30 protein-coding genes are annotated in these 25,500 nt (G+C 66.7%); 17 read left to right on the top strand and 13 right to left on the bottom strand.

The features are described 5' to 3' along the window. Positions 1–75 precede the first annotated feature (75 nt). From AAFF32_RS06050 to AAFF32_RS06025, 6 genes are read left to right on the top strand one after another with little or no spacing between them, the layout of a single operon-like run. The gene (locus AAFF32_RS06050; protein WP_216961153.1) at positions 76–417 is read left to right on the top strand and encodes a helix-turn-helix domain-containing protein; all 342 of its coding nucleotides are present in this window, start codon (positions 76–78) and stop codon (positions 415–417) included. Then, a complete protein-coding gene (locus tag AAFF32_RS06045) occupies positions 414–896 on the top strand; it encodes an ArsI/CadI family heavy metal resistance metalloenzyme (RefSeq protein WP_216961156.1) in 483 nt (160 codons plus the stop codon). Before AAFF32_RS06050 ends, AAFF32_RS06045 begins: the two co-directional genes overlap by 4 nt. A gap of 7 nt (positions 897–903) precedes the next feature. Next, positions 904–1,344, top strand: a complete 441-nt coding sequence (gene arsN2 / locus AAFF32_RS06040) for an arsenic resistance N-acetyltransferase ArsN2 (RefSeq protein ID WP_342316809.1) — start codon at positions 904–906, stop codon at positions 1,342–1,344. After that, the gene (locus tag AAFF32_RS06035) at positions 1,341–1,844 is read left to right on the top strand and encodes an arsenate reductase ArsC (RefSeq protein ID WP_342316808.1); all 504 of its coding nucleotides are present in this window, start codon (positions 1,341–1,343) and stop codon (positions 1,842–1,844) included. The genes arsN2 and AAFF32_RS06035 overlap by 4 nt, the downstream gene beginning before the upstream one ends. Next, positions 1,841–2,224, top strand: coding sequence for an arsenate reductase ArsC (locus AAFF32_RS06030; protein WP_216961165.1), 384 nt, complete (start codon positions 1,841–1,843; stop codon positions 2,222–2,224). Before AAFF32_RS06035 ends, AAFF32_RS06030 begins: the two co-directional genes overlap by 4 nt. Then, positions 2,224–2,898: an MIP/aquaporin family protein gene (locus AAFF32_RS06025; RefSeq protein ID WP_342316807.1), complete on the top strand. Its 675-nt coding sequence runs from the start codon at positions 2,224–2,226 to the stop codon at positions 2,896–2,898. The genes AAFF32_RS06030 and AAFF32_RS06025 overlap by 1 nt, the downstream gene beginning before the upstream one ends. Positions 2,899–2,949: 51 nt before the next feature. Here AAFF32_RS06025 and AAFF32_RS06020 read toward each other — a convergent pair whose 3' ends face one another. Together AAFF32_RS06020 and AAFF32_RS06015 are read right to left on the bottom strand one after the other, a co-directional pair. Further along, the gene (locus AAFF32_RS06020) at positions 2,950–3,483 is read right to left on the bottom strand and encodes a M1 family aminopeptidase (RefSeq protein WP_342316806.1); all 534 of its coding nucleotides are present in this window, start codon (positions 3,481–3,483) and stop codon (positions 2,950–2,952) included. After that, positions 3,483–4,469, bottom strand: a complete 987-nt coding sequence (locus tag AAFF32_RS06015; protein WP_342316805.1) for a hypothetical protein — start codon at positions 4,467–4,469, stop codon at positions 3,483–3,485. The genes AAFF32_RS06020 and AAFF32_RS06015 overlap by 1 nt, the downstream gene beginning before the upstream one ends. A 129-nt stretch (positions 4,470–4,598) precedes the next feature. On the opposite strand from AAFF32_RS06015, the gene AAFF32_RS06010 reads away from it, so the two are divergent. Then, a complete protein-coding gene (locus tag AAFF32_RS06010; protein WP_342316804.1) occupies positions 4,599–5,927 on the top strand; it encodes a PQQ-dependent sugar dehydrogenase in 1,329 nt (442 codons plus the stop codon). Between the two features lie 31 nt (positions 5,928–5,958). On the opposite strand, the gene AAFF32_RS06005 is transcribed toward AAFF32_RS06010, so the two are convergent. The 6 genes from AAFF32_RS06005 to AAFF32_RS05980 all read right to left on the bottom strand — a co-directional run bounded on the left by AAFF32_RS06005 (position 5,959) and on the right by AAFF32_RS05980 (position 9,406). After that, on the bottom strand, positions 5,959–6,438 hold the full coding sequence (locus tag AAFF32_RS06005; RefSeq protein ID WP_342316803.1) for a VOC family protein: 480 nt from the start codon (positions 6,436–6,438) through the stop codon (positions 5,959–5,961). A 177-nt stretch (positions 6,439–6,615) separates the two neighbouring features. After that, positions 6,616–7,116 (bottom strand): YaiI/YqxD family protein, encoded by a 501-nt coding sequence (locus tag AAFF32_RS06000; RefSeq protein ID WP_216961175.1) that lies wholly within the window; start codon positions 7,114–7,116, stop codon positions 6,616–6,618. An 87-nt stretch (positions 7,117–7,203) separates the two neighbouring features. Further along, entirely contained in the window at positions 7,204–7,641 is a 438-nt protein-coding gene (locus tag AAFF32_RS05995; protein WP_342316802.1) for a hypothetical protein, read from the bottom strand. A 53-nt stretch (positions 7,642–7,694) separates the two neighbouring features. After that, positions 7,695–7,919, bottom strand: coding sequence for a hypothetical protein (locus AAFF32_RS05990; protein WP_342316801.1), 225 nt, complete (start codon positions 7,917–7,919; stop codon positions 7,695–7,697). A 382-nt stretch (positions 7,920–8,301) separates the two neighbouring features. Then, on the bottom strand, positions 8,302–8,901 hold the full coding sequence (locus AAFF32_RS05985; RefSeq protein ID WP_342316800.1) for a hypothetical protein: 600 nt from the start codon (positions 8,899–8,901) through the stop codon (positions 8,302–8,304). A 244-nt stretch (positions 8,902–9,145) separates the two neighbouring features. Beyond that, the gene (locus tag AAFF32_RS05980) at positions 9,146–9,406 is read right to left on the bottom strand and encodes a hypothetical protein (protein WP_216961181.1); all 261 of its coding nucleotides are present in this window, start codon (positions 9,404–9,406) and stop codon (positions 9,146–9,148) included. Between the two features lie 962 nt (positions 9,407–10,368). Here AAFF32_RS05980 and AAFF32_RS05975 point away from each other — a divergent pair. Both AAFF32_RS05975 and AAFF32_RS05970 read left to right on the top strand, forming a co-directional pair. After that, complete coding sequence (locus tag AAFF32_RS05975) at positions 10,369–10,899, top strand: hypothetical protein (protein ID WP_342316799.1); 531 nt, start codon at positions 10,369–10,371, stop codon at positions 10,897–10,899. A gap of 53 nt (positions 10,900–10,952) precedes the next feature. Next, positions 10,953–11,534, top strand: coding sequence for a hypothetical protein (locus AAFF32_RS05970; protein WP_342316798.1), 582 nt, complete (start codon positions 10,953–10,955; stop codon positions 11,532–11,534). 46 nt (positions 11,535–11,580) lie between these two features. Here the strand turns inward: AAFF32_RS05970 and AAFF32_RS05965 are convergent, their stop codons facing one another. After that, positions 11,581–12,057 carry a hypothetical protein gene (locus tag AAFF32_RS05965; protein WP_342316797.1) on the bottom strand — a complete coding sequence of 159 codons (477 nt, stop codon included), beginning with the start codon at positions 12,055–12,057 and terminating at the stop codon, positions 11,581–11,583. A 446-nt stretch (positions 12,058–12,503) separates the two neighbouring features. On the opposite strand from AAFF32_RS05965, the gene AAFF32_RS05960 reads away from it, so the two are divergent. Next, a complete protein-coding gene (locus AAFF32_RS05960) occupies positions 12,504–13,388 on the top strand; it encodes a hypothetical protein (RefSeq protein WP_342316796.1) in 885 nt (294 codons plus the stop codon). A gap of 593 nt (positions 13,389–13,981) precedes the next feature. Here the strand turns inward: AAFF32_RS05960 and AAFF32_RS05955 are convergent. The 3 genes from AAFF32_RS05955 to AAFF32_RS05945 form a co-directional block, all read right to left on the bottom strand. After that, entirely contained in the window at positions 13,982–14,776 is a 795-nt protein-coding gene (locus tag AAFF32_RS05955) for an NrdJb (protein WP_342316795.1), read from the bottom strand. A gap of 93 nt (positions 14,777–14,869) precedes the next feature. After that, the gene (locus AAFF32_RS05950; RefSeq protein WP_216961207.1) at positions 14,870–15,469 is read right to left on the bottom strand and encodes a hypothetical protein; all 600 of its coding nucleotides are present in this window, start codon (positions 15,467–15,469) and stop codon (positions 14,870–14,872) included. Positions 15,470–15,759: 290 nt separating this feature from the next. Continuing rightward, positions 15,760–17,928, bottom strand: coding sequence for an adenosylcobalamin-dependent ribonucleoside-diphosphate reductase (locus AAFF32_RS05945; RefSeq protein WP_216961210.1), 2,169 nt, complete (start codon positions 17,926–17,928; stop codon positions 15,760–15,762). A 567-nt stretch (positions 17,929–18,495) separates the two neighbouring features. Between AAFF32_RS05945 and AAFF32_RS05940 the strand changes: the two genes are divergently transcribed. From AAFF32_RS05940 to AAFF32_RS05920, 5 genes are read left to right on the top strand one after another with little or no spacing between them, the layout of a single operon-like run. Next, positions 18,496–19,926: a trypsin-like peptidase domain-containing protein gene (locus AAFF32_RS05940; protein WP_216961213.1), complete on the top strand. Its 1,431-nt coding sequence runs from the start codon at positions 18,496–18,498 to the stop codon at positions 19,924–19,926. A gap of 52 nt (positions 19,927–19,978) precedes the next feature. Beyond that, positions 19,979–20,398, top strand: coding sequence for a hypothetical protein (locus tag AAFF32_RS05935; RefSeq protein WP_254200217.1), 420 nt, complete (start codon positions 19,979–19,981; stop codon positions 20,396–20,398). Between the two features lie 6 nt (positions 20,399–20,404). After that, on the top strand, positions 20,405–20,953 hold the full coding sequence (locus AAFF32_RS05930; protein ID WP_342316794.1) for a phage holin family protein: 549 nt from the start codon (positions 20,405–20,407) through the stop codon (positions 20,951–20,953). A gap of 2 nt (positions 20,954–20,955) precedes the next feature. After that, positions 20,956–21,453 (top strand): hypothetical protein, encoded by a 498-nt coding sequence (locus AAFF32_RS05925; protein WP_216961215.1) that lies wholly within the window; start codon positions 20,956–20,958, stop codon positions 21,451–21,453. Continuing rightward, entirely contained in the window at positions 21,450–22,580 is a 1,131-nt protein-coding gene (locus tag AAFF32_RS05920) for an AI-2E family transporter (protein ID WP_216961218.1), read from the top strand. Before AAFF32_RS05925 ends, AAFF32_RS05920 begins: the two co-directional genes overlap by 4 nt. Positions 22,581–22,818: 238 nt before the next feature. Here the strand turns inward: AAFF32_RS05920 and AAFF32_RS05915 are convergent, their stop codons facing one another. Further along, the gene (locus AAFF32_RS05915; protein ID WP_216961221.1) at positions 22,819–23,049 is read right to left on the bottom strand and encodes a DUF6289 family protein; all 231 of its coding nucleotides are present in this window, start codon (positions 23,047–23,049) and stop codon (positions 22,819–22,821) included. Between the two features lie 239 nt (positions 23,050–23,288). Between AAFF32_RS05915 and AAFF32_RS05910 the strand changes: the two genes are divergently transcribed. Further along, positions 23,289–24,005: an HAD-IA family hydrolase gene (locus tag AAFF32_RS05910; protein ID WP_342316793.1), complete on the top strand. Its 717-nt coding sequence runs from the start codon at positions 23,289–23,291 to the stop codon at positions 24,003–24,005. Further along, the gene (locus AAFF32_RS05905) at positions 24,002–25,381 is read left to right on the top strand and encodes a leucyl aminopeptidase family protein (protein WP_342316792.1); all 1,380 of its coding nucleotides are present in this window, start codon (positions 24,002–24,004) and stop codon (positions 25,379–25,381) included. Before AAFF32_RS05910 ends, AAFF32_RS05905 begins: the two co-directional genes overlap by 4 nt. The last annotated feature ends 119 nt before the right edge of the window (positions 25,382–25,500 follow it).

Genomic DNA, 25,500 nt, shown 5'->3' with positions numbered 1-25,500 from the left:
CCTTGAAGCCTGCGGGCGCAGACCCCGCCCCGCTTCGGTGTTGACACAATTCGATAATTCCATAATCATGGAATTATGAAGACCGACACCGCCCTCAAAGCCCTCGGCGCCCTGAGTCACGACGCCCGCCTTGCCGCGTTCCGCGAGCTGGTCCAGGCCGGACCGGACGGCCTGCCGGTCGGCGACCTGCGCGATCGCCTGGGCCTGCCCGCCGCCACGCTCACCGCGCAGCTCAACATCCTACGCAACGCGGCACTGGTCCACGACCAGCGCGAAGGCCGCGTCATCCGCGTGCGGGCCAACTACCTGCAGATGAACGAGCTGATCGCCTACCTCACCGAAAACTGCTGCAGCGGCAATGCCGTCTGCGAGCCCGCCGCCGTGTGCAAGCCGCAAAGCAAAGGAGCATCGAAGTGAACCGCTTTCATGTACATCTCAACGTATCGAACCTTGACGACAGCATCCGCTTCTACTCGCAGCTCTTCGCCCACGCCCCGGTCGTGGTGAAGGCCGACTACGCGAAGTGGATGCTCGAGGATCCGCGCATCAACTTCGCCATTTCCACCACGGGCCGCGCGACGGGTATCGACCACCTCGGCATCCAGGTCGACAGCGCCGACGAACTCGCCGCGCTCGGAACGCGCCTGGACGCGGCCGGCAGCGCGGTAATGCCCGAACCCGATGCCACGTGCTGTTACGCGCGCTCCGACAAGATGTGGACCGAAGACCCGCAAGGCACGCGCTGGGAAACGTTCCATACCTTCGGCGATGCCGTCACCTACTACGCCGCCGACAGCGCCTGCGCCACCGACGGCGCCGCGTGCAGCCCGGCCATGCCCGCTGCACACCAGACGCCCGCCGCGGCCTGCTGCGCACCCGCAGCCGGCTGCTGCTGAGGCGCGCATGATCGTCCGCCCCCTGGCGCATGACGAGGAGCCGCGCGTGCGCGCGCTCCTCGTCGAGGCAGCGCTTCCCGTCGAAGACCTCGATCAGTCGAACGTGCATTTCATGGTCGCCGTGGATGACGACGCGACCATCGGCGCGATCGGGCTGGAAGTCTTCGGGCCCGTCGGCTTGTTGCGTTCGCTCGTCGTGCGCCCGGAGGCGCGAGGCGACGGCACCGGCGGCCGACTCGTGGATGCCCTGGAATCGTTTGCGCGCACGAACCGCGTGAGTCAGCTGGTGCTGCTGACGCAGACGGCCGCTGCGTTCTTCGCCCATCGCGGCTACGCCGTGATCGATCGCGCAGCCGCCCCCGCCGAGGTACAGCGCAGCGCCGAATTCCGCTCGCTGTGTCCTGCCTCCGCGACCTGCATGATCAAGGCTCTGGAACCGACCCCATGAACAAGCCCGCCTACAACGCGTTGTTCCTGTGCACCGGCAATTCCGCGCGCAGCCAGATGGCCGAAGCCCTGCTCAACATGATGAGCGACGGACGCTTCCGCGCCTACAGCGCGGGCAGCCATCCGTCCGGATTCGTGAAGCCGCACGCGCTGGAGTTGATCCAGAGCGTCGGGTATCCGACGGATTCTCTGCGCAGCAAGAGCTGGGATGAGTTCACAGGGCCCGACGCGCCGCGCATGGACCTGGTCATCACCGTGTGCGACAACGCGGCCGGCGAAACCTGCCCGATCTGGCCCGGACACCCGGCGGTGGCGCACTGGGGTGTGCCCGACCCGGTGGATGGCGACCCGTACTCCTTCAAGGCCGCCTGGTGGATCCTGCGTCGTCGTGTCGAACTTCTGCTCGCCTTGCCCATGGAGAAGCTGGATCGCCTCGCCCGAGAGCAGCGGCTGAACCAGATTGCCGAAACCACCCAACCCACCGAGACGTCCCAAGCATGAAGCGCGTCCTGTTCGTCTGTGTCGAAAATGCCAACCGCAGTCAGATGGCGGAAGCCTTCGCGCGCATCCACGGTGGCAGCACCGTCGAAGCGCTCAGCGCGGGATCGCGCCCGTCCGGCGTGATCAATCCCAAGGCCATCCGTTTCATGTCCGAGCTCGGTTACGACCTGAGCAAGCACGATTCCAAATCACTCGATCGCATCGAAGGGGAGTTCGACGCCGTCATCACCATGGGCTGCGGCGACAACTGCCCCTGGGTTCCCGCCGTTCGCCGCGAGGATTGGGCCCTGCCCGACCCCAAGCACATGGACGACGACGCCTACCGTGCCGTGCGCGACGAGATCTCCGCGCGCGTGAAAGCCTTGCTGGCGCAGCTTTGATGCCCATCGCCCGCAGACTTCTGGCGGAATTCCTCGGCACCTCGTTGCTGCTCGTCGCAGTCGTCGGCTCGGGCATCATGGCCGCGTCGCTTTCGCGCGGAAACGACGGCGTCGCCCTGCTCGCCAACGCCGCGGCCACCGCGGGCGCGCTCTATGTACTGATCACGCTGCTCGGTCCTATCTCCGGCGCGCACTTCAATCCGATGGTCACGCTGACCATGCGCCTTCGTGGCGAGTTGTCCACGCGCGATGCAGTCGCCTACATCGCGGTGCAGTTTCCGGCCGCCGTGGCGGGCGTGCTCATGGCGCACGCGATGTTCGGCCTCGAACTGCTCCAACCCGGCACGCACGCGCGCACCGGCCTTCCGCAATGGACCAGCGAAGTCGTGGCGACATTCGGATTGCTGATCACCGTGCTGCTCGGCGCGCGGCAACGTCATGCATCGATGCCCGCGCTCGTGGCCAGCTACATCTTCGCAGCGTACTGGTTCACGGCCAGCACCTCGTTCGCCAACCCGGCCGTCACCGTCGCGCGCGCCTTCACGCAGACGTTCGCCGGGATACGGCCGGAGGACGTCGCCGGCTTCATCCTCGCGCAGGGCATCGGCACACTGCTTGCGCTGCCGGTCGCCAGGCTGCTTGTGCCCAGAGAAGGACTCGCGACGCAGGCGTGAAGCAACGCGTTGCGTTCCGATCCGCAGAGCGGTGGCGCTGCGCGAGCGCCATCATGGCTCATCGAGAGGCGGCCGCGTATCACCGTGGCCGTACACCCAACGATCGAAGAACGCCGACAGATCCTTGTCGCTGACGCGCTGCATCGCCTGCTGGAATTCCGCGGTGTTCACCGATCGGCCGTAGTACGCGCGCGTGTACTCGCCGATGCCGCGCCAGAACACGTCCTCGCCCAGCTCTTCGCGTAGCAGGTGAAGCACGTAAGCGCCCTTCTGGTACACCACCGCGCGATCGTCCGCCGTGGGCTTGTCCCAGTTGTCGAACACCAGCGCACGATCAGTGCCCGCCGCACGCAACCGTTCCAGGCGCTGCATCCAGCCATCGACCTGCTTGCGGTACTCCTCGTCGCCAAATCGATGCTGCAGATACGCCGCTGCCATGAAACTGGCGAAGCCCTCGTTGAGCCAGAAGTGCGTCCAGTCTTCGCAAGTGACCATGTTGCCCCACCACTGGTGCGCGGCTTCGTGGGCGATCAACCCCTGCGCGGCGGGCCGCTCCAGCACTTGGAGACCGTAGGACTCGGACATCAGGGAGAAGCCCGCCAGTTCCTGACCGACCGTCCTTGCAACCAGCGCCTGGGTATAGTCGCCACGATACGGACGCCCTGCGCGCTCACCGAAGAAGCGCAGCATGTCACCCGTGTCGGCGAACACCTGTCGCAACTGCTGCGCGTCCAGGTCCATGGACAGATAGCGCAGTTGCACGGGTCCGGCGCGCCCATGCACCTGCGTGTACGGCCGGCAGCGAAGCCGTACACATAGCTGGGCACCGGGACGCTCTGGCGCCAGCGATGCAGGCTCCGCCCATCGGCCAGGCGACGCACCGGAAGCGCGCGGCCGTTGCCGACAGCCGTCACGTCAGCCGGCAACACCACCGACAGATCGAGCGTCGCTCGCTCACGCGGCGCGTTGATGCACACCAGCCACTGGTCGGTTGAGAAGATCGTGTACAGCTCACCACGCTGCGGCTGGAACTGAAGTCCGAAGCGCGGCGTACCGTGGTAGCCGATGTCCAGTGCATGCCGCTCACCGGGACGCGCGGCACGCGGCAGAGTGATGCGCAACCGGCCGCCTTCCATTGCGAAGGGCAATGCCACGCCGTCCTCGCGCACTGCATCGATCACCAGCTCACCGGCGTCGAATTCCAGCTCCGGCGCCGCGGTCAGCACGCGCAGGTCAATGCGTACTTGGCCATGCAGACTGCCGCGGGCGAGGTCCGGCTCAATTCGCGCCGAATAGCTCCGAACGTCAATCGCTGCGACCTCAGCCGATGGAGGCTGTGAGCCGGCATACGCGGGCAGGACGACGAGCAGCCACGTTGCAAGAAACAGCGACGTGGCACGCGCGATGACGCCGACTTGCAACCCGGGAAGGGTGAAGCGTGCCACCAGCCCAAGCGCTGTCGCACCCAGGGTCAGCGCGATACCGAAGTCCATGAAGCCCCTGCACAGAAGATCGGCCTGCAGCTTACACAGGGCGGCATCACGCTTGGATGGCAGGCGATGCTTACGCATGCAGTCAAAGTCGCAGCTCGCACCCGGATGGTCGTCAACGGGCATCGAAGATGCCGCTGCGCCCTTGTCCCGTCCAACAACCGCGACTCGCATGCGATCCTGCACGCCACCGCAAACGAGCCTGCACGGATGACGCCACGCTTTCGCCCCGTATTCGCGACCTTCGCCGCACTCGTGCTCTGCGCGGCAGGGACGCCCGGCGTCGCCGCGCCGCGCGTCGCATACGCCGCACCCACCGGCACCTGCGACGGGTATCCCCGGCTCGACATCGGCATGGCGAAGGGCTTCTGCGCCGGCCTCGTCATCGGCCCCACCGCCGCCGACCGCACGCGGCCGATGCGCCTGCCGCGTTCGCTGCTGCAACTGGACGACGGCTCGTGGCTCGTCACCGACCTGGGAAGCTGGGACGGTGCGAACGGCGCGATCTTCAGGCTCCGCACCGCACCCGGCGGCGTGCCGGCGCTGACGCGTGTGCTCGATGGCCTGCACATGCCGCACGCGATCGCGAGGGGGCCGGACGGCAAGGTCTACGTCGGCGAGATGAGCCGCATCTTCCGCTTCGATCCCGACGCCGTCGACGCCCGCGCAAGCATCGAGCCCGTCGTGACCGGCCTGCCCGACAACCGCCTGCACGACAACCGCCATCCGCTGTCGAAATTCGTCTTCGCACCCGACGGCGCACTGCTGGTGAACGTCGGCGCACCGTCCGACCAGTGCCTGCGCGCCGACGGCACACCGCCCGGCCGCACCTGCCCGGAAACCGATGGCGACGAACACGCCGCGTCGATCCGCCGCTACGCATTGCAGTCGCCCGGACAATGGAGCCGCGACTACACCGTGCACGCGCGCGGCCTGCGCAACTCGGTCGCGCTGGCGGTGCATGCTTCCGGCACGGTGCTGCAGGGCGAGAACAGCTACGACTTCACCACGCGCTGGTTCCCCTTCGACGAGATCAACGTCATCACCGGCGGACGCCACTACGGCTGGCCTTACTGCGCCGATGTCGCCGCGCCCACGCCGGGCTGGAAGGCCGCCCGCGCGATGGATTGCACGTCGAACGCGCACACACCGCCCGCACTGCTGTTGCCGCCGCACAGCGCGCCGCTGGACATGCTCTGGTACGACGGCGCCATGTTCCCCGCGCTGCGTGGCCGCCTGTTGATGACCTGGCATGGTTACCGCAGTGTCGGCGGCCGCATCGTCTCCTACGCCACCGATGCCCGCGGCGTTCCCGCTCCAGACCGCAACGCGCGCTATCCCCTGTATGGCGCCAGCTCCCGCGCCTACGGCGCCGCGCCCGCCGCGAACGCCGTGGTCATGACACCGGGCTGGAATCTCGCCGCCGGACGTCGACCGCAGGGATCACCGGTCGGACTGGCCGTGGCGAAGGACGGCGCGATCTGGACCGCGGACGATCGCGCCGGGCTGGTGATCCGGATCGCCGTTGATCGGCCCTGAGTCGCGACGCCGAAGCTCGGCATCGAACGACCTACCCGCGACGCGCCGCCTCGATCTTCGCGATGTCGATCTTGCCCATCTCCATCATCGCCTCGAACGCGCGCTTGGCGGCGGCCGGGTCCGGATCGGTGATTGCGTCGGTCAGGGCGCGTGGCGTGATCTGCCACGACAGGCCCCACTTGTCGCGGCACCAGCCGCAGGCGCTTTCCTCGCCGCCGTTGCCGACGATGGCGTTCCACAGGCGATCGGTTTCGGCCTGGTCGTCGGTCGCCACCTGGAACGAGAACGCCTCGGAGTGTTTGAACGTGGGTCCGCCGTTCAAGCCCAGGCACGGAATGCCCATCACCGTGAACTCCACGGTGAGCACATCGCCCTGCTTGCCCGAGGGATAGTCGCCCGGTGCGCGATGGACGGCGTTCACTGCGCTGTCGGGGAACGTCTTCGCGTAGAACGTCGCCGCATCCAGCGCGGTGCCGTCGTACCACAGGCAGATCGTGTTCTTGGCGACCATTGCGTTCTCCATTGCTCCAGGGCGGGCATCGGGGCGCTACTGTGCCACCTCGCGCACGCCAACGACGATGCACGATCTTCACAACGCCAAAGCCCCTCTCCGCTTGCACTAGCCCCTCTCGCGCTTGCGGGAAAGGGGTTGAGGTGAGGGGAACAACGATCCCGCTGCCTCCGCGCCCTACTCTTCGCCCGCCGCCGGCGCCTGACGCCGGGGCCGCTGCGCGAGCCAGCGATCGAGCTGATTGGCGAACGCCTGCCGGTCGCGTGCATGGAACGCCGCCGGCCCGCCGGTCTGCACGCCGGCGCCGCGCAGCTCTTCCATGAAGTTGCGCATCGACAACCGCTCGGCCATGTTCTCCGGGCTGTAGCGCTCGCCGCGCGGATTCACCGCCATGCCGCCCTTCTCGATCACGCGCGCCGCCAGCGGAATGTCCTGCGTGACCACCAGGTCGCCACGCTGCATGCGCTCCACGATCTCGCTGTCGGCCACGTCGTAACCGCCCTGCACCTGCACCGAGCGGATGTAGCGCGAGGCAGGCACGCGGATCCATTGATTCGCCACCAGCGTGACCTGCACCTGCGCGCGCTCGGCCGCTCGGAACAGGATGTCCTTGATCACGCCGGGGCAGGCGTCGGCGTCAACCCAGATTTGCGGCGGCGGGGTGTCGGCGGTGGTCATGGGCGCGTCGTGGTTGCGTTGCGCGGATTTTCGCTCATTCCACGGCGCCGCGTGCACATCGCTCACACCCCGTGCGCAGGCTGCGTCCTAGAGGAAGTTGTCCTTCACCGGCGGGCTGGCAATGAGCTGCCTGAGCTTGTCCGGGTCGTTCGTGTACTGGATGGTGGCCTGCGTCGGCAGATAGGTCATGCGCATGCTCTCGGCCGACGCCACGAAGACGAAGAAGTTCTGCGCGTTCACCCGGACTCCTATCTTCCCGTAGAAGAACGGTAGGTCCGACAGCTGGCGGAAGCTGATGTCGGGATGCACCAGCGCAACGAGATTGCGCGCGCACTGCCTGCGGATGACATCCAGTGCGCTTCCTTCCGGCACCGCCGCACCATTGACCGCGAGCGCGTAGCCATCGCCCCGTTTGGCGGGCGTCATCTCCACGACCAGAATGTCGCGACTCTCACAGCCGGCGGACCACGCGGGGCCCGCCACGACGACGGCCAGCCAGGACAGTGCGATCACGGTGCGCTTCATGGTCTTCCGCTCCCTTACGAAGGTCCAGTTCAGGGCCGCAAGGCGGTGATCGCTCATGCCCGCTGGCCGTCCACTTCCATCAACCGGCGCAGCATCGATTCATACGACACGCCTTCGAGGTACGTGCCGTCCTCAAGCGGCAGCCGGAGCTGGGCAAGTTGCTTCTCATCGGGTTCGATGATGTCGGGCTCGTACACCTCGCCACGCAGCGTGAGGTCCATCACCTCGCGCGTCGGCAGGCGCCTGACCACGTCGAAGTCGGTGGTGGGGAAGAACACGGCGATGTAGACAGCCCCCCGGAAGCCCGGGGACGAACGACGCGAACGCGATGGCGCCGCCGAACATGTACACGAGGGCGGCGCTCAGGCGCAGCAGGGAGTCAAGGCCCGGTGAGAGTGTCATGTCGCTTCCTGCGAAGTGTTGTCGTGGTGTTCGTCGGTGATGCCGTGGACCGGCGATCTTCAGAAGTATCCGCCGTCGGCTTCGCGCCCCATTTCGTAGCCTTCCAGTTCATCGAGACAGTGGCACCCGGCTTTGGTGTGGAAGGGCTACGCGATGGGCTGCCCGCAGGCGCCCCGGGTGCGCTTCGCTTACCCGGGCTACGCGCTGGTCGGACGCGGCCTGCTTTGGTGTGGAAGGGCTGTGCGATCGACTGTGCCGCTAAGGACCCGGATCGTAACCATGATCGGCCTGGATCCACTCGCGCGCCTTCTCGTCGGGGTCCAGGCGCCACGCGATGTCCGACTCCGTGACCAGGCAGCCATCGCCCGCCGGTGTCGCGACCACTTTCAAGCCGTTGTCCGGCGAGGTCGACGTCAGCAGCGTGGCCTCTCCCATCGGCTGCCCCTGCACGCCACGGTCGCGCACGTAGCGCTCCACTACGTCCTTGCAAGGCTGCTTCCAATGCCGCGCTTCCGTCCAGGACAGTGCGCACAAGCCGCTGGCGTCAGGCCCGGCCACCCATTGCAGGTGGGCCTGGTCGCCGTTGGGGTAGGTGGTCACGTACAGCCCCATGTAGGGCCTGCGCTTCTCGTCGCCCACCGGATAGAACGCGACGCCCTGCCCTTCGCGATCGCCGAGCGCGTGGATCAGCATGTCTTCCAGGTTGTAGCGGCAGGACGTGGCGCCACGGGCCACCGCATCCTCGATGATGGCCGGATTCGGGCGATCGTCCGGATAGGTCTTGAGTTCGCTTTCGGCGAAGCCGACGAGCCACGGGAGCGTGGCAAGCAGAGCGATCGTTGCGGGATTGAGCTTCATGCGTTCCCCGGGGCATCCGTCAGAAGGCCAAACGCCCCCTCCCTCGTCCGCGGCCTTGGCGCAGGCCGGCAGGGTCGCAAGCGGCATGCGGCGATGGTACTTCGTGTTGAAGCCGCCCGGGGCGTCCGCGCGGGCGCAGCGCGTAATCGCGCTACGCCGAGAATCGACGAGGGGCGCTCAAGGCGCCCCTTATTCTTTCGTTCGCATTACGGCCTTGCGTGATCGAGCGCTGCGGGCCTTTCGGCTACTCCGGTTCCTGCCAGTTGGTTTCGGCCAGGACGTCGCTCACGTCGTTGGCCAGGCGCTGGAAGCAGGTGACCATGGCGTTGGCGGAAAGCTCCAGTTCGCGTGCGTCGTATTGCACGCGCGCGGCGCACACGCTGGACAGCAGCAGCAGGTGTTCTCGCGCGCGGTACAACGTGTCGCGCGAGGCTTCGCTGATCTTGAATCGCGGGGTATTGAAGGTCGGCGGACGGTGGGACCCGGTACGACGGGGTTTGCTCATGAGTCGCTCCATTGACTGCGGTTGCCCCTGCGGCGAGATGCCGAAGGGGTGTCGGGAGGTTAAGAACCGCAACCAGCCGGCGGGCAGTTTTCCCCTTGCGGGTGTTGTATGACTGCCGCCCTCCCGACGCAGAACGACTGCATCGGATCTTGCGCCCAAAAATGTACAGGCACAAAAAACCCACCGGTTTGTCGGAGGTGGGTGCCGCTGGTTGTGGAGTTCTTACGCTCCGGCGGCGAGTCTCCATTCGCCGTGCGCACAAGATCAACACGAAGAAGTCGCGAACGTTCTTCGTAGCCCGGGTAAGCGAAGCGCACCCGGGGAAGCCTTCCCGCATCCACGAAGCGCAACGCTCGGCACGCCGAGCTCCGAGCTCGGATGACGGAGCTATTTGCTCGGCACGCCGGGCTCTGAGCTCGGATGACGGAGCTATTTGCTCGGTGCGCCGAGCTCCGAGCTCGGATGACGGAGCTATTTGCTCGGCACGCCGAGCTCGGAGCTCGGATCACGGAGCTATTTGCTCGGCACGCCGAGCTCCGAGCTCGGACGACGGAGCTTTTTGCTCGGCGCGCCGAGCTCCGAGCTCGGATGACGGAGCTATTTGCTCGGCACGCCGAGTTCCGAGCTCGGATCACGGAGCTATTTGCCCGGCACGCCGAGCTCCGAGCTCGGATCACGGAGCTATTTGCTCGGCACGCCGAGCTCGGAACCTCGGAACACCTCCCCGTCGCGTCCCGCGTCGCCGTCCGGGTAAGGCCAAGACCGCCCCCGGGGAAGGCCGAATTGTCATGTCAGGGAAAGCCCCGGGTCGCTGTCGGCGTTACGGTCGCAGGGGCCAGGTGGCCGGGTTGGCCGGTGCCGTTGCGTTGGGCTGTATACGAGTGCCGGCCGACGCGCCGCCCCCCTTTGTCCGCCGCGCACGCCGGGTCGGCGCGACCACCCCACGCTTTCGGAGAGACACGATGACCAAGTGGACGGCACTGGGAGCCACCGCAGTCCTGGCCTGCGCCTGCGCGGCCGTGGCCCATGCGCAGACCGGGGCGGCCGCCGCGCCGGCGGCCGGAACCGCCACCGCCGACAACCGCATGGTGCTGGCGGACAACGAGTCGTTCCTGATGCCGCTGGACGACATGAAGAACGCCCGGCCGAGCTACCCGGAGACGCTGCTCGCCTCCAACCTGCCGCCGCGCACGGTCTGCCTGATGGTGGGCATCAACGAGAAGGGCGCCGTGACCGTGGTGGCCAAGGCGCAGCCCTCGCCGTACTGCGCCACGGACGCGGAGCGCGAGTTCGTGGCCGCCTCCGAAACGGCGGCCCGGACGTGGAAGTTCGACCCCGCGCTGCGCTGCGTCTTCCGCAACGCGAAGGACAAGGAGCGCGCCCACGCCAGTTGCGACGGCGGCAAAGGCGTTCCGCAGGCGGTCACGCTGACCTACCGGATCCGGTTCGAACAGGTGGACGGGAAGCCGCAGGTGCATGTGGTGGGCGGGTAACGCGACGCGTGGCGACTGCACGGCTTCGGTAGCGAGCCTGTTGGTGAGGACCCATGGCGGAGCTGATCAAAACGTGGGCGCCGATACTGGTTCCATTGCTCGGGCTCATCGCCGGAACTGGATGGCTCCAGTACTTCCTCGCGCGAAGGCGTGAAAAGCGGGCGGAGGAGCTCAAACGCATCGAGGGCTTTCTACGCCCGTTTCAGGCCACGCTCAAAAGCACCGCGAAGCTCGCGGGCCAACTGCGCGAGAACGGCGAGCTTTCCGCGCTTGAGTACAACCCGGCGCACCTGAAGAAGCACTTCGCCAATCTCCCCGCCGGCGATGTGCGCAGGACCGCGTGGAAGGCCTACATCTCGCTCCTGCACGACGAGAACCGTCACGGCATTGCGCTGGTCGAAGCGAACATAGGCACGGCGTCTCCCGAGTTCCGCACTGCACTTGAGGATTACCTCCTGCACGTCAAGAAGTGGAGATACGTGTGGGATGCCCTCGACGCGGACGCAGGGGCAGAAGAACCCCCGGACGAAGCGGGCATGCTGATCGCCGATCCATTTCCAAAGGACGTTGAGCGTCTGTTGGAGACGGAGCTTGAGGCGGCCTTGCGCAAGGTCGGGCGTCGCGGATCGACATAGGGGACTGCACCTGGGGCGCTGTATCGCCGGGCACCTCAACGGCTCGTCATCTGCCCATCGCCCGCTCTAGTTCCGCGCGCCTGGCTCTTGCCCTTTCCGCTTCGGCCTCTTGCGTCGAGATCAACAACTTCTGGAGTTCGATGTTTTTCTGGGTGGCCTTCGCCATCTCCGGCTCATTCGTCGCTTGGTAGCGTTGCAATTCTCCCTCGAGGCGAAGCAACTCGGCCTTGCTCTTTATAAGAGCGGCCTCCCAGACCTGCAGATCCGCTACGGCTCTATCCAGTTCGCTGGTGCGATGATCGTCGGTTACACCTTCCCGTATCGTAGCGTCCTCCAGTTGCGCGATCTCAGCCTCCAGCCTCCTTTGCTCGACAGACCATTGCTCTCTTTCCTGATCGAGTTGTTGCTCGGCGTACCGGGCGTTCGACCTGGCTGTGGTGAACTGAATGGCATTGCCCAAGAGGGAGACCAGCAATCCCGCGATAGCAATGATCGTGGTTGGGCTTTTCCAGTCGGACGACATCGTAGCCTCCTTGAACCAAACGTCGGATTGGTGGGATATCGAACCGGGTTTGATTGATGATTCGACCGTGCGAAGGGGCGAGAGCTGCCGCGTGTCGGCACGCGATCCATCAAAGAGCCGCTCGCAAGCCTGACGATCAGTCAGAACGCAGCCGCTCGATCGCATGGGCCAGTGGGTAACCCATCAGGGACCGCTGGCCGTCTTCTCAGTGGTCGAGCTTGGCAAGTCCGGCAGGCCGCGTCGTCAGGTAATTGAAAGTTCCGGGTACGCCCCGCTTACCCGTCTACTCCGGCTTACCTGGACTACGCCGACTGCCGAACGGGTGGCCGTCCACCTGAACTGCCAGCGTTCCCACTATCGCAAGCCGGGTCAGGGCGGCAGGTCGAAGCCCACTTGGCAGCATCCGGTCCACAGGAGCGCGGCGTCAGCAAAAGGGAAAGCAAAGTATGAAGCCGTTCCTAGACCAACTGCAGATCGTTTCAACGCACCCGTTCGCATTCGTGGCATACATCGCGCTGATCGGACTCTGGGCAATCGTAGTCATCAAAGCGAATCGGATGCGCACGGTCTCTCGCACGATCTCCCAGTCGCTCACGCATCTCCCAGAACGGCAGCGCCCAAAGGCTCTCGCGGACGCCCTGAGGGAGCAGGGATACCACCTCAAGGAGGGGATGTCGGCCAAAGATTTTCTTCGCGCAGAGAGAATGAAGTACATCTTCTACGCCACCATTGCGCTGCTTGTCGTCGCAGTTATCCTCACGACCCTTGTTCTTACGCGTCCACACGGAACCACTGCACAGGCCGAAGGCACTGCTGCCACAACGCCCCCCTCCCCCGCCATTACGACCGGGAAAGGCGTGGTCGAAGACAGGAGAGCGTTGCTCAGGCTTGAGATTGAGAAGCGCAAGGCAAAGAGCGCGCGGTATCTGAACTTCCTCGGCGCCTACCCCAGCCAGCCCGAATCCTACAGACTGGAAGCATCCAAGTTGTACGGCCCTTCCGACTATGGCGGCGGCGACTTCCTGGAGCTCGATAGCAAATACCTTCCTTCAATAGACGCCATTGAGCGACTGATCGAAAGCGCTGAGCTGAACGACAAGACGAGAGGGCCTGTCGAGGCGTTCCGATCCTCCTACGAGCGATTCTTAGCTTCTGCCGAAGAACTCGCGCACCGAGGCAACCTCATGCTTGGCGTGAGTGACCTGCAGAAGTTCTCCCAAGAGGCAACGATGAATGCCACGTTCGCGTTATGTGCGCTTGACGCCGATCTAGGAGAGCGCGGCCCTAGCACGGGACCTGTGCCATTCGGGTGTGCCCCGGTGCACAGATAGCAGGGGCTGCGGCCTGAAGTCCGGCAATCTGACCGAGAACTGCTAGGGCACTGCTTACCCAGGCCAGGCCGGCTAGCGGCGAAACGGACTATTTCTTTAACCACGCGCGCAATAGATTCGCGAGAGGCGCGAAAGTCCATGCCAGCAAGAACGCAGTAACTGCCGCGGCAAGATAGCCGAGCCCACGAAGCCCCGTTACCTCGCGCAGAACGTTGTGTGGAAAGGGCTTTTCCGACCGCCCCGCGCAAGGCGGAGGGAATTTTGACTGCAACGATTGGTCGGGACTGCGGGATTCGAACCGACGACCCTCTGCCCCCAGACAGATGCGCCATCGCCCTAGGCAACCTCACGACCCAGAGCAGGCATAGGTTGCAGGTTGCAAATCGCCCGACTGCCTCGCTTAGGGACTGGCGAGGTTGCGCCCTGCGTAAAGCCGACGGGCGGAACTCCGCCGACGGCGGCCAGTTGGGGCGCAATGGCCCCAACTGGTACTAGCCTCTATTGAGGGCCCAACTAGTAATTTCTGGGTTCCCAACTAGCGCTTTGTGGATAACCCCACAACCGCGCGCTTGTACCACTCCTAGCGAGTCAACTCACCCGCACTTGGAATACCCACAATTCAAGCAAGTGGCACACCCATCCATAATCACCACCGCCTTCGTGCTGCACTTGTGGCACATCGTCGCGCTCGGCGGGAAGGCGGCGCCTTCGCCGGTGACTTCGACGTCTTCGCTGCGCGGGGTGTCGGTGACGCGGGGGTCGGGGAACAGGTCGGCGTGGTCGCTTACTTCACTGTTTTTTTTTGAGAGCTGCGCGTAGGCCGCGCGCTTCTCGGCGATCAGCGCGCGCTGCGCGTCGCTCAGTTCCGGGTCGATGATCAGGCCGATGGACTTCAGGTGGTCTTCGACAATCGCGCCCAGCTCGGCCACCAGCGAGGGCATGTAGACGCCGCCCGGCTTCCAGTAGCCGCCGCGCGGGTCGAACACGGCCTTCATTTCGTCGACCAGGAAGGTGACGTCGCCGCCCTTGCGGAACACGGCCGACATGATGCGGGTGAGCGCGACGATCCACTGGAAGTGGTCCATGTTCTTCGAGTTGATGAAGATCTCGAAGGGACGGCGCAGTTCGTGTTCGGTACCGGCGTTGAGCACGATGTCGTTGATGGTGACGTACAGCGCGTGCTCGAACAGCGGCGACTTGATCTTGTAGGTGGAGCCGATGAGGATCTCCGGGCGCTCGATGCGCTCGTGCATCTGGATCACGTCGGCCGTGGGCAGGGCGTCCAGGCTGGATGCGACGGGCGCGCTCTTGGCGGCAGCAGCCGAAGCCTTGTCTTCCGGGGTGACGACGCTGTAGCCCTTGATTTTCTTGTCGATCTTGACGGCCATGTGACCCGCTCCTGGTGCGGTAGTGCTGATCTAGTTATGTGTTTAATGCGGTGGCCGCGCCGCGAGGGCGCGGCCACCAATCGGGGCTTGCTGTTACCTGGCAGCTTTCTTCGCAACCTTCTTGGCGGGTCGCTTGGCTGCCTTCTTCGCGACGGCCTTGCGGGCCGGCGCCTTCTTCGCCGTCGTAGCGGCGGATTTCTTCACGGCCTTGCGCACGGCCGCCTTGCGGGTGGCGGTGCGCTTGGTCGCGGTCTTCTTCGCTGCGGCCTTCTTCGTGGCCTTCTTGGCGGCGGCTTTCTTCACGGCCTTGCGCGCGGTGGTCGTCTTCTTGGCAACCTTGCGCTTGGCGGCGGCGACGTCGCGCTTGACCGTGCCCTTGGCTTTGGCGACGGCGGTCTTGCCCGCCTTGCGTGCGGCCTTGACCTTCTTGGCTGCCTTCTTCTTGGCGGCCGTGGCTTCGCGGCGAATGTTCGCCACTTCCTTCTTCGCGTCCGCCGAGGCCTTGGCGAGCTTCTTCTTCGCATTGCCGACGGCCTTCTTCGCCGCCTTCTTGGCGGTGTCGGCCTTCTTGCGCGCGGTCTTCACCGCATCGTCGGCGCGCGCCATGACGGCGCTGCTGAAGCTGGTCACGGTTTCCTTCACGTTCTCGGCGGCCTGCGTCAGGGTCGCCGTGACTCCGTTGCCATTGCTCATGTTTGCCCTCCTGACGGGCGTCTCATTCGTTTGGCGGTTCGGTAATCGGGGTCGAACAAAGCAAAAGCACGTGTTGCGAAGTCGATGCTATACCCGCGGCGGGCCTGAACATGAACGCGGAAGCGGCCCACGGCGTTGAAGCCGGTACTTCTGCGTGGAGGCGGTGGGCCGCCTCCTGCCTTTGCTCTTCCGGTAAAGCCCTGAAGTCACTGGAGAGTGCCGCCATTCGGCGGCCCAACTGCCCCCGCTTTCGCGGGAATGACGAGCATCCGTCGCGTAAATGACGAACGTCAGAACTTGCCGTAATAGCCTTCCTTCAGTGCATCGAACAGGTTGGCGGCGGTGTGCATTTCACCGTCGTACTCGATCTGTTCGTTGCCCTTCACTTCCAGCACGCTGCCGTCTTCCAGTTCGAAGCGGTAGGTGGTGTTCTCCAGGTCGGCTTCCTTCACCAGCACGCCCTGGAAGGCGGCGGGATTGAAGCGGAACGTGGTGCAGCCCTTCAGGCCCTGCTGGTGCGCGTAGCGGTAGATGTCCTTGAACTGCTCGTACGGATAGTCCGTGGGCACGTTCGCGGTCTTGGAGATGGAGCTGTCCACCCACTTCTGCGCGGCGGCCTGCACGTCGACGTGTTCCTTCGGCGTGATGTCGTCGGCGGCGATGAAGTAGTCGGGCAGCTGCGCGCCGGCATCTTCGGCGAAGGGCATGGCCTTGGCGTTGATGAGCTCGCGGTAGGCCAGCAGCTCGAAGCTGTAGACGTCGACCTTTTCCTTGGACTTCTTGCCTTCGCGGATCACGTTGCGGCTGTAGTGGTGCGCGAACGAGGGCTCGATGCCGTTGGAGGCATTGTTGGCCAGCGACAGCGAGATCGTGCCGGTCGGCGCGATGGAGCTGTGGTGGGTGAAGCGCGCGCCGGTCTCGGCGAGCTCGTCCACCAGCTCCGGCGCGACTTCGGCGATGCGCTGCATGTAGCGGCTGTACTTGGCGTGCAGGACGCGGCCCGGGATCTCCTGGCCGATCTTCCAGCCGTCCTTCTTCATTTCAGGACGCTTGCGCAGCATCTCGGCGGTGACTTCGAAGCGCTCTTCCATGATCGGCGCGGCGCCCTTTTCCTTCGCCAGCGCCAGGCCCATTTCCCAGCCGGCCACGGCCATTTCCTGGGCGATGCGCTCGGTGAACTCGCACGATTCCTTGCTGCCGTACTTCATGCGCAGCATGGTCACCGTGGAGCCCAGGCCGAGGAAGCCCATGCCGTGGCGGCGCTTGCGCATGATCTCCTCGCGCTGCTGCGGAAGCGGCAGGCCGTTCACTTCGACGACGTTGTCGAGCATGCGGGTGAACACGCGCACGACTTCCTTGTATTCCTCCCAGTCGAAGGAGGCCTTGTCGGTGAACGCGTCGCGCACGAACTTGGTCAGGTTGACCGAGCCCAGCAGGCACGCGCCGTACGCCGGCAGCGGCTGCTCGCCGCACGGATTGGTGGCGCGGATGTTCTCGCACCACCAGTTGTTGTTCATCTCGTTGACGCGGTCGATGAGGATGAAGCCCGGCTCGGCGTAGTCGTACGTCGAGACCATGATCATGTCCCACAGATGACGGGCACGGATGTGGCCGTAGATCTTGCAGGCCACCAGGCCGTCGTCGCGCACGATGTAGTTGCGGTGCGTGGGCCACTCGCGCCACACGACCTGCGTGGCGTCTTCGATGTCGAGGTCGCCGCGCTCCTTGATGTTCACCGGGAAGACCAGCGGCCAGTCGGCGTCGGTTTCGACCGCCTGCATGAAGCCGTCGGTGATCAGCAGCGACAGGTTGAACTGGCGCAGGCGACCGTCTTCGCGCTTGGCGCGGATGAAGTCCTTCACATCGGGATGCGCGACGTCGAACGTGCCCATCTGCGCGCCGCGACGGCCACCGGCCGAGGACACGGTGAAGCACATCTTGTCGTAGATATCCATGAAGGACATCGGCCCGGAGGTGTACGCGCCGGCGCCGGCGACGAACGCGCCGCGCGGGCGCAGCGTGGAGAACTCGTAGCCGATGCCGCAACCGGCCTTCAGCGTGAGGCCGGCTTCGTGGACCTTCTCCAGGATGCCGTCCATCGAGTCTTCGATGGTGCCCGAGACGGTGCAGTTGATGGTCGAGGTGGCGGGCTTGTGCTCCAGCGCGCCGGCGTTGGACGTGATGCGGCCGGCGGGAATGGCCCCGCGGCGCAGCGCCCAGACGAAACGCTCGTTCCAGTACTGCTGCTTTTCGGCGGTGGGCTCGGCCTCGGCCAGGGCCTTGGCGACGCGCTGGTAGGTGGCGTCGATGTCCGCGTCCACCGCCTGGCCGGTCTTGGTCTTCAGCCGGTACTTCTTGTCCCAGATGTCCTGGGAGGCGGGCTGCATGGGGACGTCCCTGTTGGGATCGGCCCGATCCGCCGCGGCTGTCTTGACCGCCTCGAGGCGCACTGTGCTCATGCCTGTCCTGTCTCCTTGCTGTGGCGTCGCCGTATCGGTCCGGCACGCCGGTGGATTCTTATGTTGGGTACTGCACCGTCGTGGCCACGTGCCTGGAGGCCGCCGACGGCTATGCCCGCAACCGCGTTTTCAGCGGGCGCGACGGCATGGGTTTTTCTGGAAATCTCCGCTCATCCTGCTCCGCCATGCGCCCTCCCCCGAAAGCGCCGCCAGTCAAGCAACTCCAAGCACGGAACCCCAAATTTGGGCCCTCGCCACCGCCATGACCACTAGATGTAGTGGCGGCAGCGAAGGCTCAAGCTACCCCCGGCCCCGGGAAGTGTCAACGATTTTTTTGATGGCAGTCACATCACTGTGATGGCGGTCAAGCAGCTTGATTCGCACGCTTGCCGCCTCCGTGCAAACGTGCACGACGCACCGTCGGCACGCTTGGATCGGGCCTTGGAGGGGCAAAACTTCATCGCATATTTAATGCCGTTCACGGACACTGGCCGTCTCCGCGGTGGGGACGCGGTGCCCCGTTGCCGACGCCTCCCACGCCCATTCACCTTTTCCCAGAACGACGCGATGCGCCCTCTGCCGACCTTGCTCACCCTGTCCCTCGCCGCCGCCTTCGGTGGCTTCGTCGCCATCGCGGTGCGCGACGGCCTGGAGGCGCCCGCCCAGGCCGCCCCGGCGACCGCCGTGACCACGCCGACCGTGGCCGCGCTGCCGGCGATCGTGGGCGGGCAGCCGTTGCCCTCGCTGGCGCCGATGCTGGCCAAGGTGACGCCGGCGGTGGTGAGCGTGCACACCAAGCAGCGCGTGCGGGTGAGCCCGTTCGGCAACGATCCGATGTTCCGGCGCATGTTCCCGGAGCTGAGCCAGGAGCGGATCAACGAGTCGCTGGGCTCGGGCGTGATCGTCGACGCGCAGCGCGGCTACGTGCTGACCAACCACCACGTGATCGAAGGGGCCGATGAGGTGTCCGTGACGCTGGCCGACGGGCGCACGCTCACGGCCGACTTCGTGGGCTCCGATCCCGACACCGACGTGGCGCTGATGCGCATCAACGCTTCGAACCTGACCGCGCTGCCGATGGCCGATTCCAGCGCGTTGCGCGTGGGCGACTTCGTGGTGGCGGTGGGCAATCCGTTCGGGATCGGCCAGACGGTGACGTCCGGCATCGTCTCGGCGGTGGGGCGCACGGGCCTGCGCGGGCTGGGCTTCCAGAACTTCATCCAGACCGACGCGTCGATCAATCCGGGCAATTCCGGCGGCGCGCTGGTGAACCTCAACGGCGAGCTGGTGGGCATCAACACCGCCAGCTTCAATCCGCGCGGTTCGATGGCGGGCAATATCGGGCTGGGCTTCGCCATTCCCACGAGCCTGGCGCGCAACATCATGGGCCAGCTGATCGCCAACAACGGCGTGGTGATCCGCGGCTCGCTGGGTTTGGAGTCGCAGGACGTGGACGACCGCCTCGCCAAGGCGCTGGGCCTGAGCGAGACGCGCGGCGCGGTGGTGACGCAGGTGTTCTCCGGCAGCGCGGCGGCGGCGGCGGGCGTCAAGGTGGGCGATGTGATCCTTGCCGCCAACGGCGAGCGCATCGACAGCCACGACGAACTGCGCAACTACGAAGGCCTGCAGGCCGTGGGCAGCCGCATCGCGCTGGACGTGCGCCGCGACGGCAAGCCGCTGACGCTCAATGCGTCGCTGCGCGAGCAGCCCAAGTCGTTCCAGGGCCTGGAACTGGATCCGCGCCTGTCGGGGGCGGTGTTCGCTGAATTGCCCGAGCGCCTGCGTCAGGCAGGTCTATCCGGCGTGATGGTGGCGTCCGTTGCCAGCGGCAGCCGCGCCGAAGCGAACCGTTTGCGCAAGGACGACGTGGTGATCGCGTCCAACACGGGCAATTTCGATGATCTGCCGGGCTTCCGCGCGAGCTTCACGCAGCGTCCTGCACAGTTGGTGCTCCGCATTCTCCGCAGCAACCGCTCGGCCGACCTGCTGATGCAGTGACGCCGTGGCGGCGGTGCGGATCCGCAATACCCAGTCACACAGGAGCCGTTCGATGAACACCAGCCCCACCGATCCCACCAACCCCGGCGACAACAGCTCGGCAGCCTCCGGCGCCGCGAGCTACCGCGACGGCCTGCGCAGCAACCTCAGCGAGGCCGGCGGTCATGTGAAACAGGCCGCCAGCGATGCGGGCTCCGCGCTGCGCGGTGCCGCCGCGGCAGCGGGCGAAGAACTGCGCGTGGGCAAGGCCCACGTCAAGGCGGACCTGGCCGACAGCGCGCTGGCCGGAATCGCCGCGGCGGAGAACGCCGGCGGTGCCGCGCGCGAGCAGATGGACGCGCTCATGGACAAGGGCCGCGATCTGGTCGACAGCGCCGCCGAACTGATCCGCGAACGTCCGCTGGCCTCCTTCGGCGTGGCCTTCGCGGCGGGATGGATCCTCGCCAAGCTCGCCCGCAGCGGCGACAAGTAAGCCCCCGTGAGCGAGGCCGACGAGCGTCGCGAACACGAAGACCCGGCGGCGCCACCGCCGCCGGACCTGGCCGAGTCGCTGCGCGACATCGGCAGTACGGCAAAGGCCAGCCTGGGGGCGGCGGCCGATTCGGCGCGTGCGTTCCGCACGCTGGTGGCCGCGGACCTGTCGCTGGCACGCAGCGCGCTGGGGCGTGCGCTGACCTTCGCCGGTGTGGCGGTGGTGTTCGGCGCCTCGGCGTGGCTGTTCCTGATGGCCACGCTGGTGGCGCTGCTGCGCAGCTTCGGCATCTCGTGGCTGGTTTCGATGCTGATCGCCGCGGGCCTGAGCCTTGTCGTCACCGTCTACGCCGGACTGCGCGCGGCGCACTATTTCGAATACACACGCATGCAGGCCACGCGCCGTCAGCTGGCGCGGTTGGGCATCGGCGAGCTGGCCGACCTCATGCCCACGCCCGACTCCGCCGAGTCGGCGCGCGCGGCGGCGCAGGATCTGCGGCAGGATGCCGAGAAGCTGAAGAACTCCGGCAACGGCACCCACATCACTCCGCCCTGACCATGGCCGACCGCAAACCCCATAAGACGCTGAGCTTCAAGCAGCTCGTCGCCAAGGTTCACCAGGCCGAGGACGTGCTCGAGGAGAGGGAGCGCACCGTCGCCGCCGACCTGGGCCAGCTCAAGTCGTCGTGGCTTGCGGCGTGGACGCCGTGGCGCATCGTGACGGCGGGGCTGGTGAGCGGCTTCGTGGTCGGTCGCGCCGAGCCGCTGCGTGCGATCGGCAAGAGCGGCGGGCTGATGCAGATGGTGTCGATGGTCGCCAGCCTGGTCGCGGGCGGCAGCGCGAAGGTCGCCGCCGAGGAAGCGACGGAGGCGAACGAACAGGTGCAGGCCGAAGCGGCGGAAACCTCGGCGACCGGGGCCGGTTTCGCGCAGCGCGCGGTGCCGCCCGACGCGGTCGCGCCGCCTGGCGAGGTCGACGAAGCGCTCGCGCTGGCGCAGGCCGAACTACGCATGCGCGCGGCGCGCACCGCCACGGTCGACCAGGTGGCGCCATGAGCGCGCTGCCACCGGCGCCTCCCGCCTCCGACGACATCGTCCACGCCGACGAAGGCGACGAACTTCCTCCCAGTCCCGTCTCGCCGCGTCCGCGCTCCTCGAGCGCGGCGATGGTGCTGGCGACGCTCGCGGTCGGATTCACGCTGTGGGCGGCGCAGGAGCTGATCCTGCCGATCCTGCTGGCGATGTTCTTCGCGCTGATCGGCAACCCCATCCTGCGCGGGCTGCAACGTTTGTACGTGCCGCGCTTCCTCGGCGCGCTGCTGGTGCTGCTGGGCGGATTGGCCGCGGCCGGTGCGCTGGGCAATCAGCTGATCGAGCCGGCCAGCGAGTGGGTGCGCCAGGTGCCGCGCGAGATGAAGCAGATCGCGCCGAAGCTGCGCGACCTGACCAAGCCGATGCTCGATGCGAACAAGGCCGCGCAGAACATCGCGCGTGCGGCCGGTGGCGAAAGCACCAGCAAACCCGTGCAGGTGATCCGCACCGAACTCAACGAGCCCTACAAGGCGCTGACCGCGACGCCGCGACGCGTGGCTTCGGTGCTGGCGGTGGTGCTGCTGACGTTCTTCTTCATGGTCTACGGCCAACAGTTGCAGCGCAACGCGATGGCGCTGCTGCCCACGCGCCAGCAGAAGAAGCTGACGGTGGACATCCTCACTTCGATCGAGCGCGCGATCTCGCGCTACGTGCTCACCATCACCGTGATCAACACCGGCGTGGGCCTGGCGCTGGCCGGTTCGCTGTACTGGCTGGGCGTGCCGATGCAGGAAGCGCTGCTGTGGGGCACGATGGCGGCGATCCTCAACTTCGCGCCGTATGTCGGTCCGTTGATCGGCATCGTCATCATGCTGCTGATGGGGTTCGTCGCCTTCGACGAACTGTGGCCGTCGCTGCTGCCGGCGGGCCTGTACCTGGCGCTGCACACGCTGGAAAGCCAGATCATCACGCCGATCGTGCTCGGCCGCAGCATGCGCTTGTCGCCGCTGGTGCTGATCCTGGCGCTGATGGTGTTCGGCTGGCTGTGGGGCATCGTCGGCCTGCTGCTGGCGGTGCCGATGCTCGTGTGCGTGAAGCTGGTGCTGGCGCGCATCGAGGGGCTGACGGGGTGGGCGAAGTTGTTGGAGTGAGCCTCGTCATGGGCCCTATCCCGCGTTGAGCCCCTCTCCCGCTTGCGGGAGAGGGGTTGGGGTGAGGGCTCGGGGAGAGCAATGCAGTGATGCTCGCGGTCAGGCTCCTGCGCTGTGCACTTCACCCCTCCCCAACCCCGCGGCCTCCGGGCACAGCCCGGAGGCGTTCGTCGGGACGCGCGCCAGTGGCGCGCAAACGTCCCTCCTCACCCCTGCAAGCAGGGGAGGGAGCGAAAAACTACAGATCCGGGCACTGCAACCGTTCGATCGTGTACACCGGCGTGCGCACGCCGTGGAAGCTGTAGCTGTTGTCGCAGTGGCCGATCTGCCAGCCCACCGCGTTGCCGGCTTCGTCGTAGAACGTCTGGATGTAGGGCCAACGTCCGGCGCTGGCGGTGCCGGCGAGCACCAGCACCAGCGCGGCGATGCCCAGCAGGCGGGCGAGCGTGGATCGGCGTGGAATGCGCATGACTTTCCTCCTTGAGGCGGCACAAGCCGCCGTGGACCGCGGCGCGCGAGCCGTCCTGGGCGCGCCCGGCGACAGGGCCGTCGGCACGCACGCCGGTGGGCCGGAACGGGCTCCGCGCGTGCCGTGAGCTGGATACACCCCCGCGCACCGGGGAACCGGGACCGCGTCCGCAAACCCCGTCTCGCGGGCTCGCGCATGCGACGAACGGGCAGGCGGCGCAGTAAGGCTAAAATCGGGGAATGGCTTCCCCCGTCCGCGCGATCACCCTCGACCTCGACGACACCCTGTGGCCCTTCGCGCCCATCGGCGCGCGGGTCGAGCGCGTGCTGCACGACTGGCTCACCACGCATTGCCCGCGCACGGCGCAGCGCTTCCCGATCGAGGCCATGCGCGAGCTGCGCGAACGCATCTACTTCGAACGCCCCGACCTCGCCCACGACTTCAGCCTGCTGCGCAAGCTGAGCCTGGTGCGCGCGATGGAACTGGCCGGCGACGACCCGCTGCACGCCGACGCCGCGTTCGAAGCCTTCTACGACGAGCGCAACCGCGTGGAGTTCTACGACGATTCGCTCGATGCCCTCGCGCGCCTGGCCGCGCGCGTGCCGCTGGCGGCCATCAGCAACGGCAATGCCGACCTGGCGCGCGTGGGCATCGGCACGCACTTCGTCTTCCAGCTGGGCGCGCGCGAACACGGCACGCCCAAGCCGGCGGCGAGCATCTTCCACGCCGCCTGCGAGCGTTTTCCGCTCGCGCCCGCCGACGTGCTGCACGTGGGCGACGACATCGAAATGGACGTGCTCGGCGCGCAGCGCGCGGGCCTGCGCAGTTGCTGGATCAACCGCACCGGCGCGCACTGGCCGCACGCGGACGTCCGCCCCGACCTTGAATTCACCACCCTCGCCGGGCTGGCCGACTGGCTGGACGCGGCGCAATCACCGGAAACCGCTGCCGCATGAGCCTGCCGACTGGATTCGTCGACATCACCACCACCGCCGCACTGCCGCTGCACGTCGTCACGCGCGACGGACTGGCCCAGTGGCGCTCGACGCAGCCGGCCGCGGTCGGCGCCTGGCTCGACGCGCAGGGCTTCGACGGCTCGCCGTTCTCCACCATCACCTTGCCTGCGGCCGACGGCGGCATCGCCGCGGCGGTGATCGGCGTGGGCGATCCGCTCGACCCGTTCGCCCACGGCCATGCGCCGTTCGCACTGCCGCCGCGCGCATTTTCGCTGGCGACCGAGTTGCCGGCCGAGGCGCAGGCGGCGTTCCAGCTCGGCTGGGGCCTGGGCTGCTACCGCTTCAACCGCTACCGCACGCCGTTGCGCGCGCCGGCGCAGCTCGCGCTTGCGCAGGGCGATGCGGACGCGTTCGCGCAGTTGGCCGCCTGCATCCGCGTGCGCGATCTGGTCAACACGCCGACCGAGCACATGGGCCCGGACCAGCTGGAACAGGTGGCGTGCGAGATCGCCGAACGCTTCGGTGCGCACATCGAAGTGTTCAGCGGCGACGACCTGCTCACGCACAACTTCCCCGCGATCCACGCCGTCGGCCGCGCCAGCCACCGCGCGCCGCGCCTGATCACCCTGCGCTGGGGCGACGAGTCGCACCCGCACGTGGTCATCGTCGGCAAGGGCGTGTGCTTCGACACCGGCGGCCTGGACCTCAAGCCCGCCGACGGCATGCGCAACATGAAGAAGGACATGGGCGGCGCGGCGCACGCGATCGCGCTGGCCGAGCTGGTGATGACGCAGCGCCTGCCGCTGCGCATCACGCTGTTGGTGCCGGCGGTGGAGAACGCCGTGGGCCCCAACGCGTTCCGCCCGGGCGAAGTGGTGGACACGCGCAAGGGCATCACGGTGGAAATCGACAACACCGATGCCGAAGGCCGCGTGATCCTCTGCGACGCGCTGACCTACGCCGTGGAAATGCAGCCGCAGCTGCTGCTGGACTTCGCCACGCTCACCGGCGCTGCGCGCATCGCGCTGGGCCCGGACCTGCCGGCGCTGTACAGCAACGACGAAGGCGTGGCGCAGCAGTGGCTCGAGGCCGGCATGCAGCTGCGCGATCCGCTGTGGCGCATGCCGCTGTGGCGTCCGTACGTGCGTTACCTGCTGAGCAACGTCGCCGACATCGCCAACGGCGGGCCGTCGAAGATGGCCGGCAGTATCACGGCGGCGGTGTACCTGGACCGCTTCGTCCCGCCCGCACAGAAGTGGGCGCATCTGGACGTGTACAGCTGGAACGACAGCGATCGCCCGGGCCGTCCGGCCGGCGGCGAGGCGCAGGGGCTGCGCGGGGCGTATGCGTTGTTGAAGCGGCACGCGGGCGTTTGATTCCTGCCTCCCGCCCCACTGCGCCGATGGCGCGATGAGCCCCTCTCCCACCGGGAGAGGGGTTGGGGTGAGGGGCAACGGAGGCAGACGCGCTGGCTCTCGCGCACGCATGTCCGCGC

It is taken from the genome of Lysobacter sp. FW306-1B-D06B, assembly GCF_038446665.1.
Classification (GTDB): Bacteria; Pseudomonadota; Gammaproteobacteria; order Xanthomonadales; family Xanthomonadaceae; genus Lysobacter_J.
Note: the sequence above shows the minus strand (reverse complement) of the source record. Positions and strands in the feature narration are given on the sequence as shown.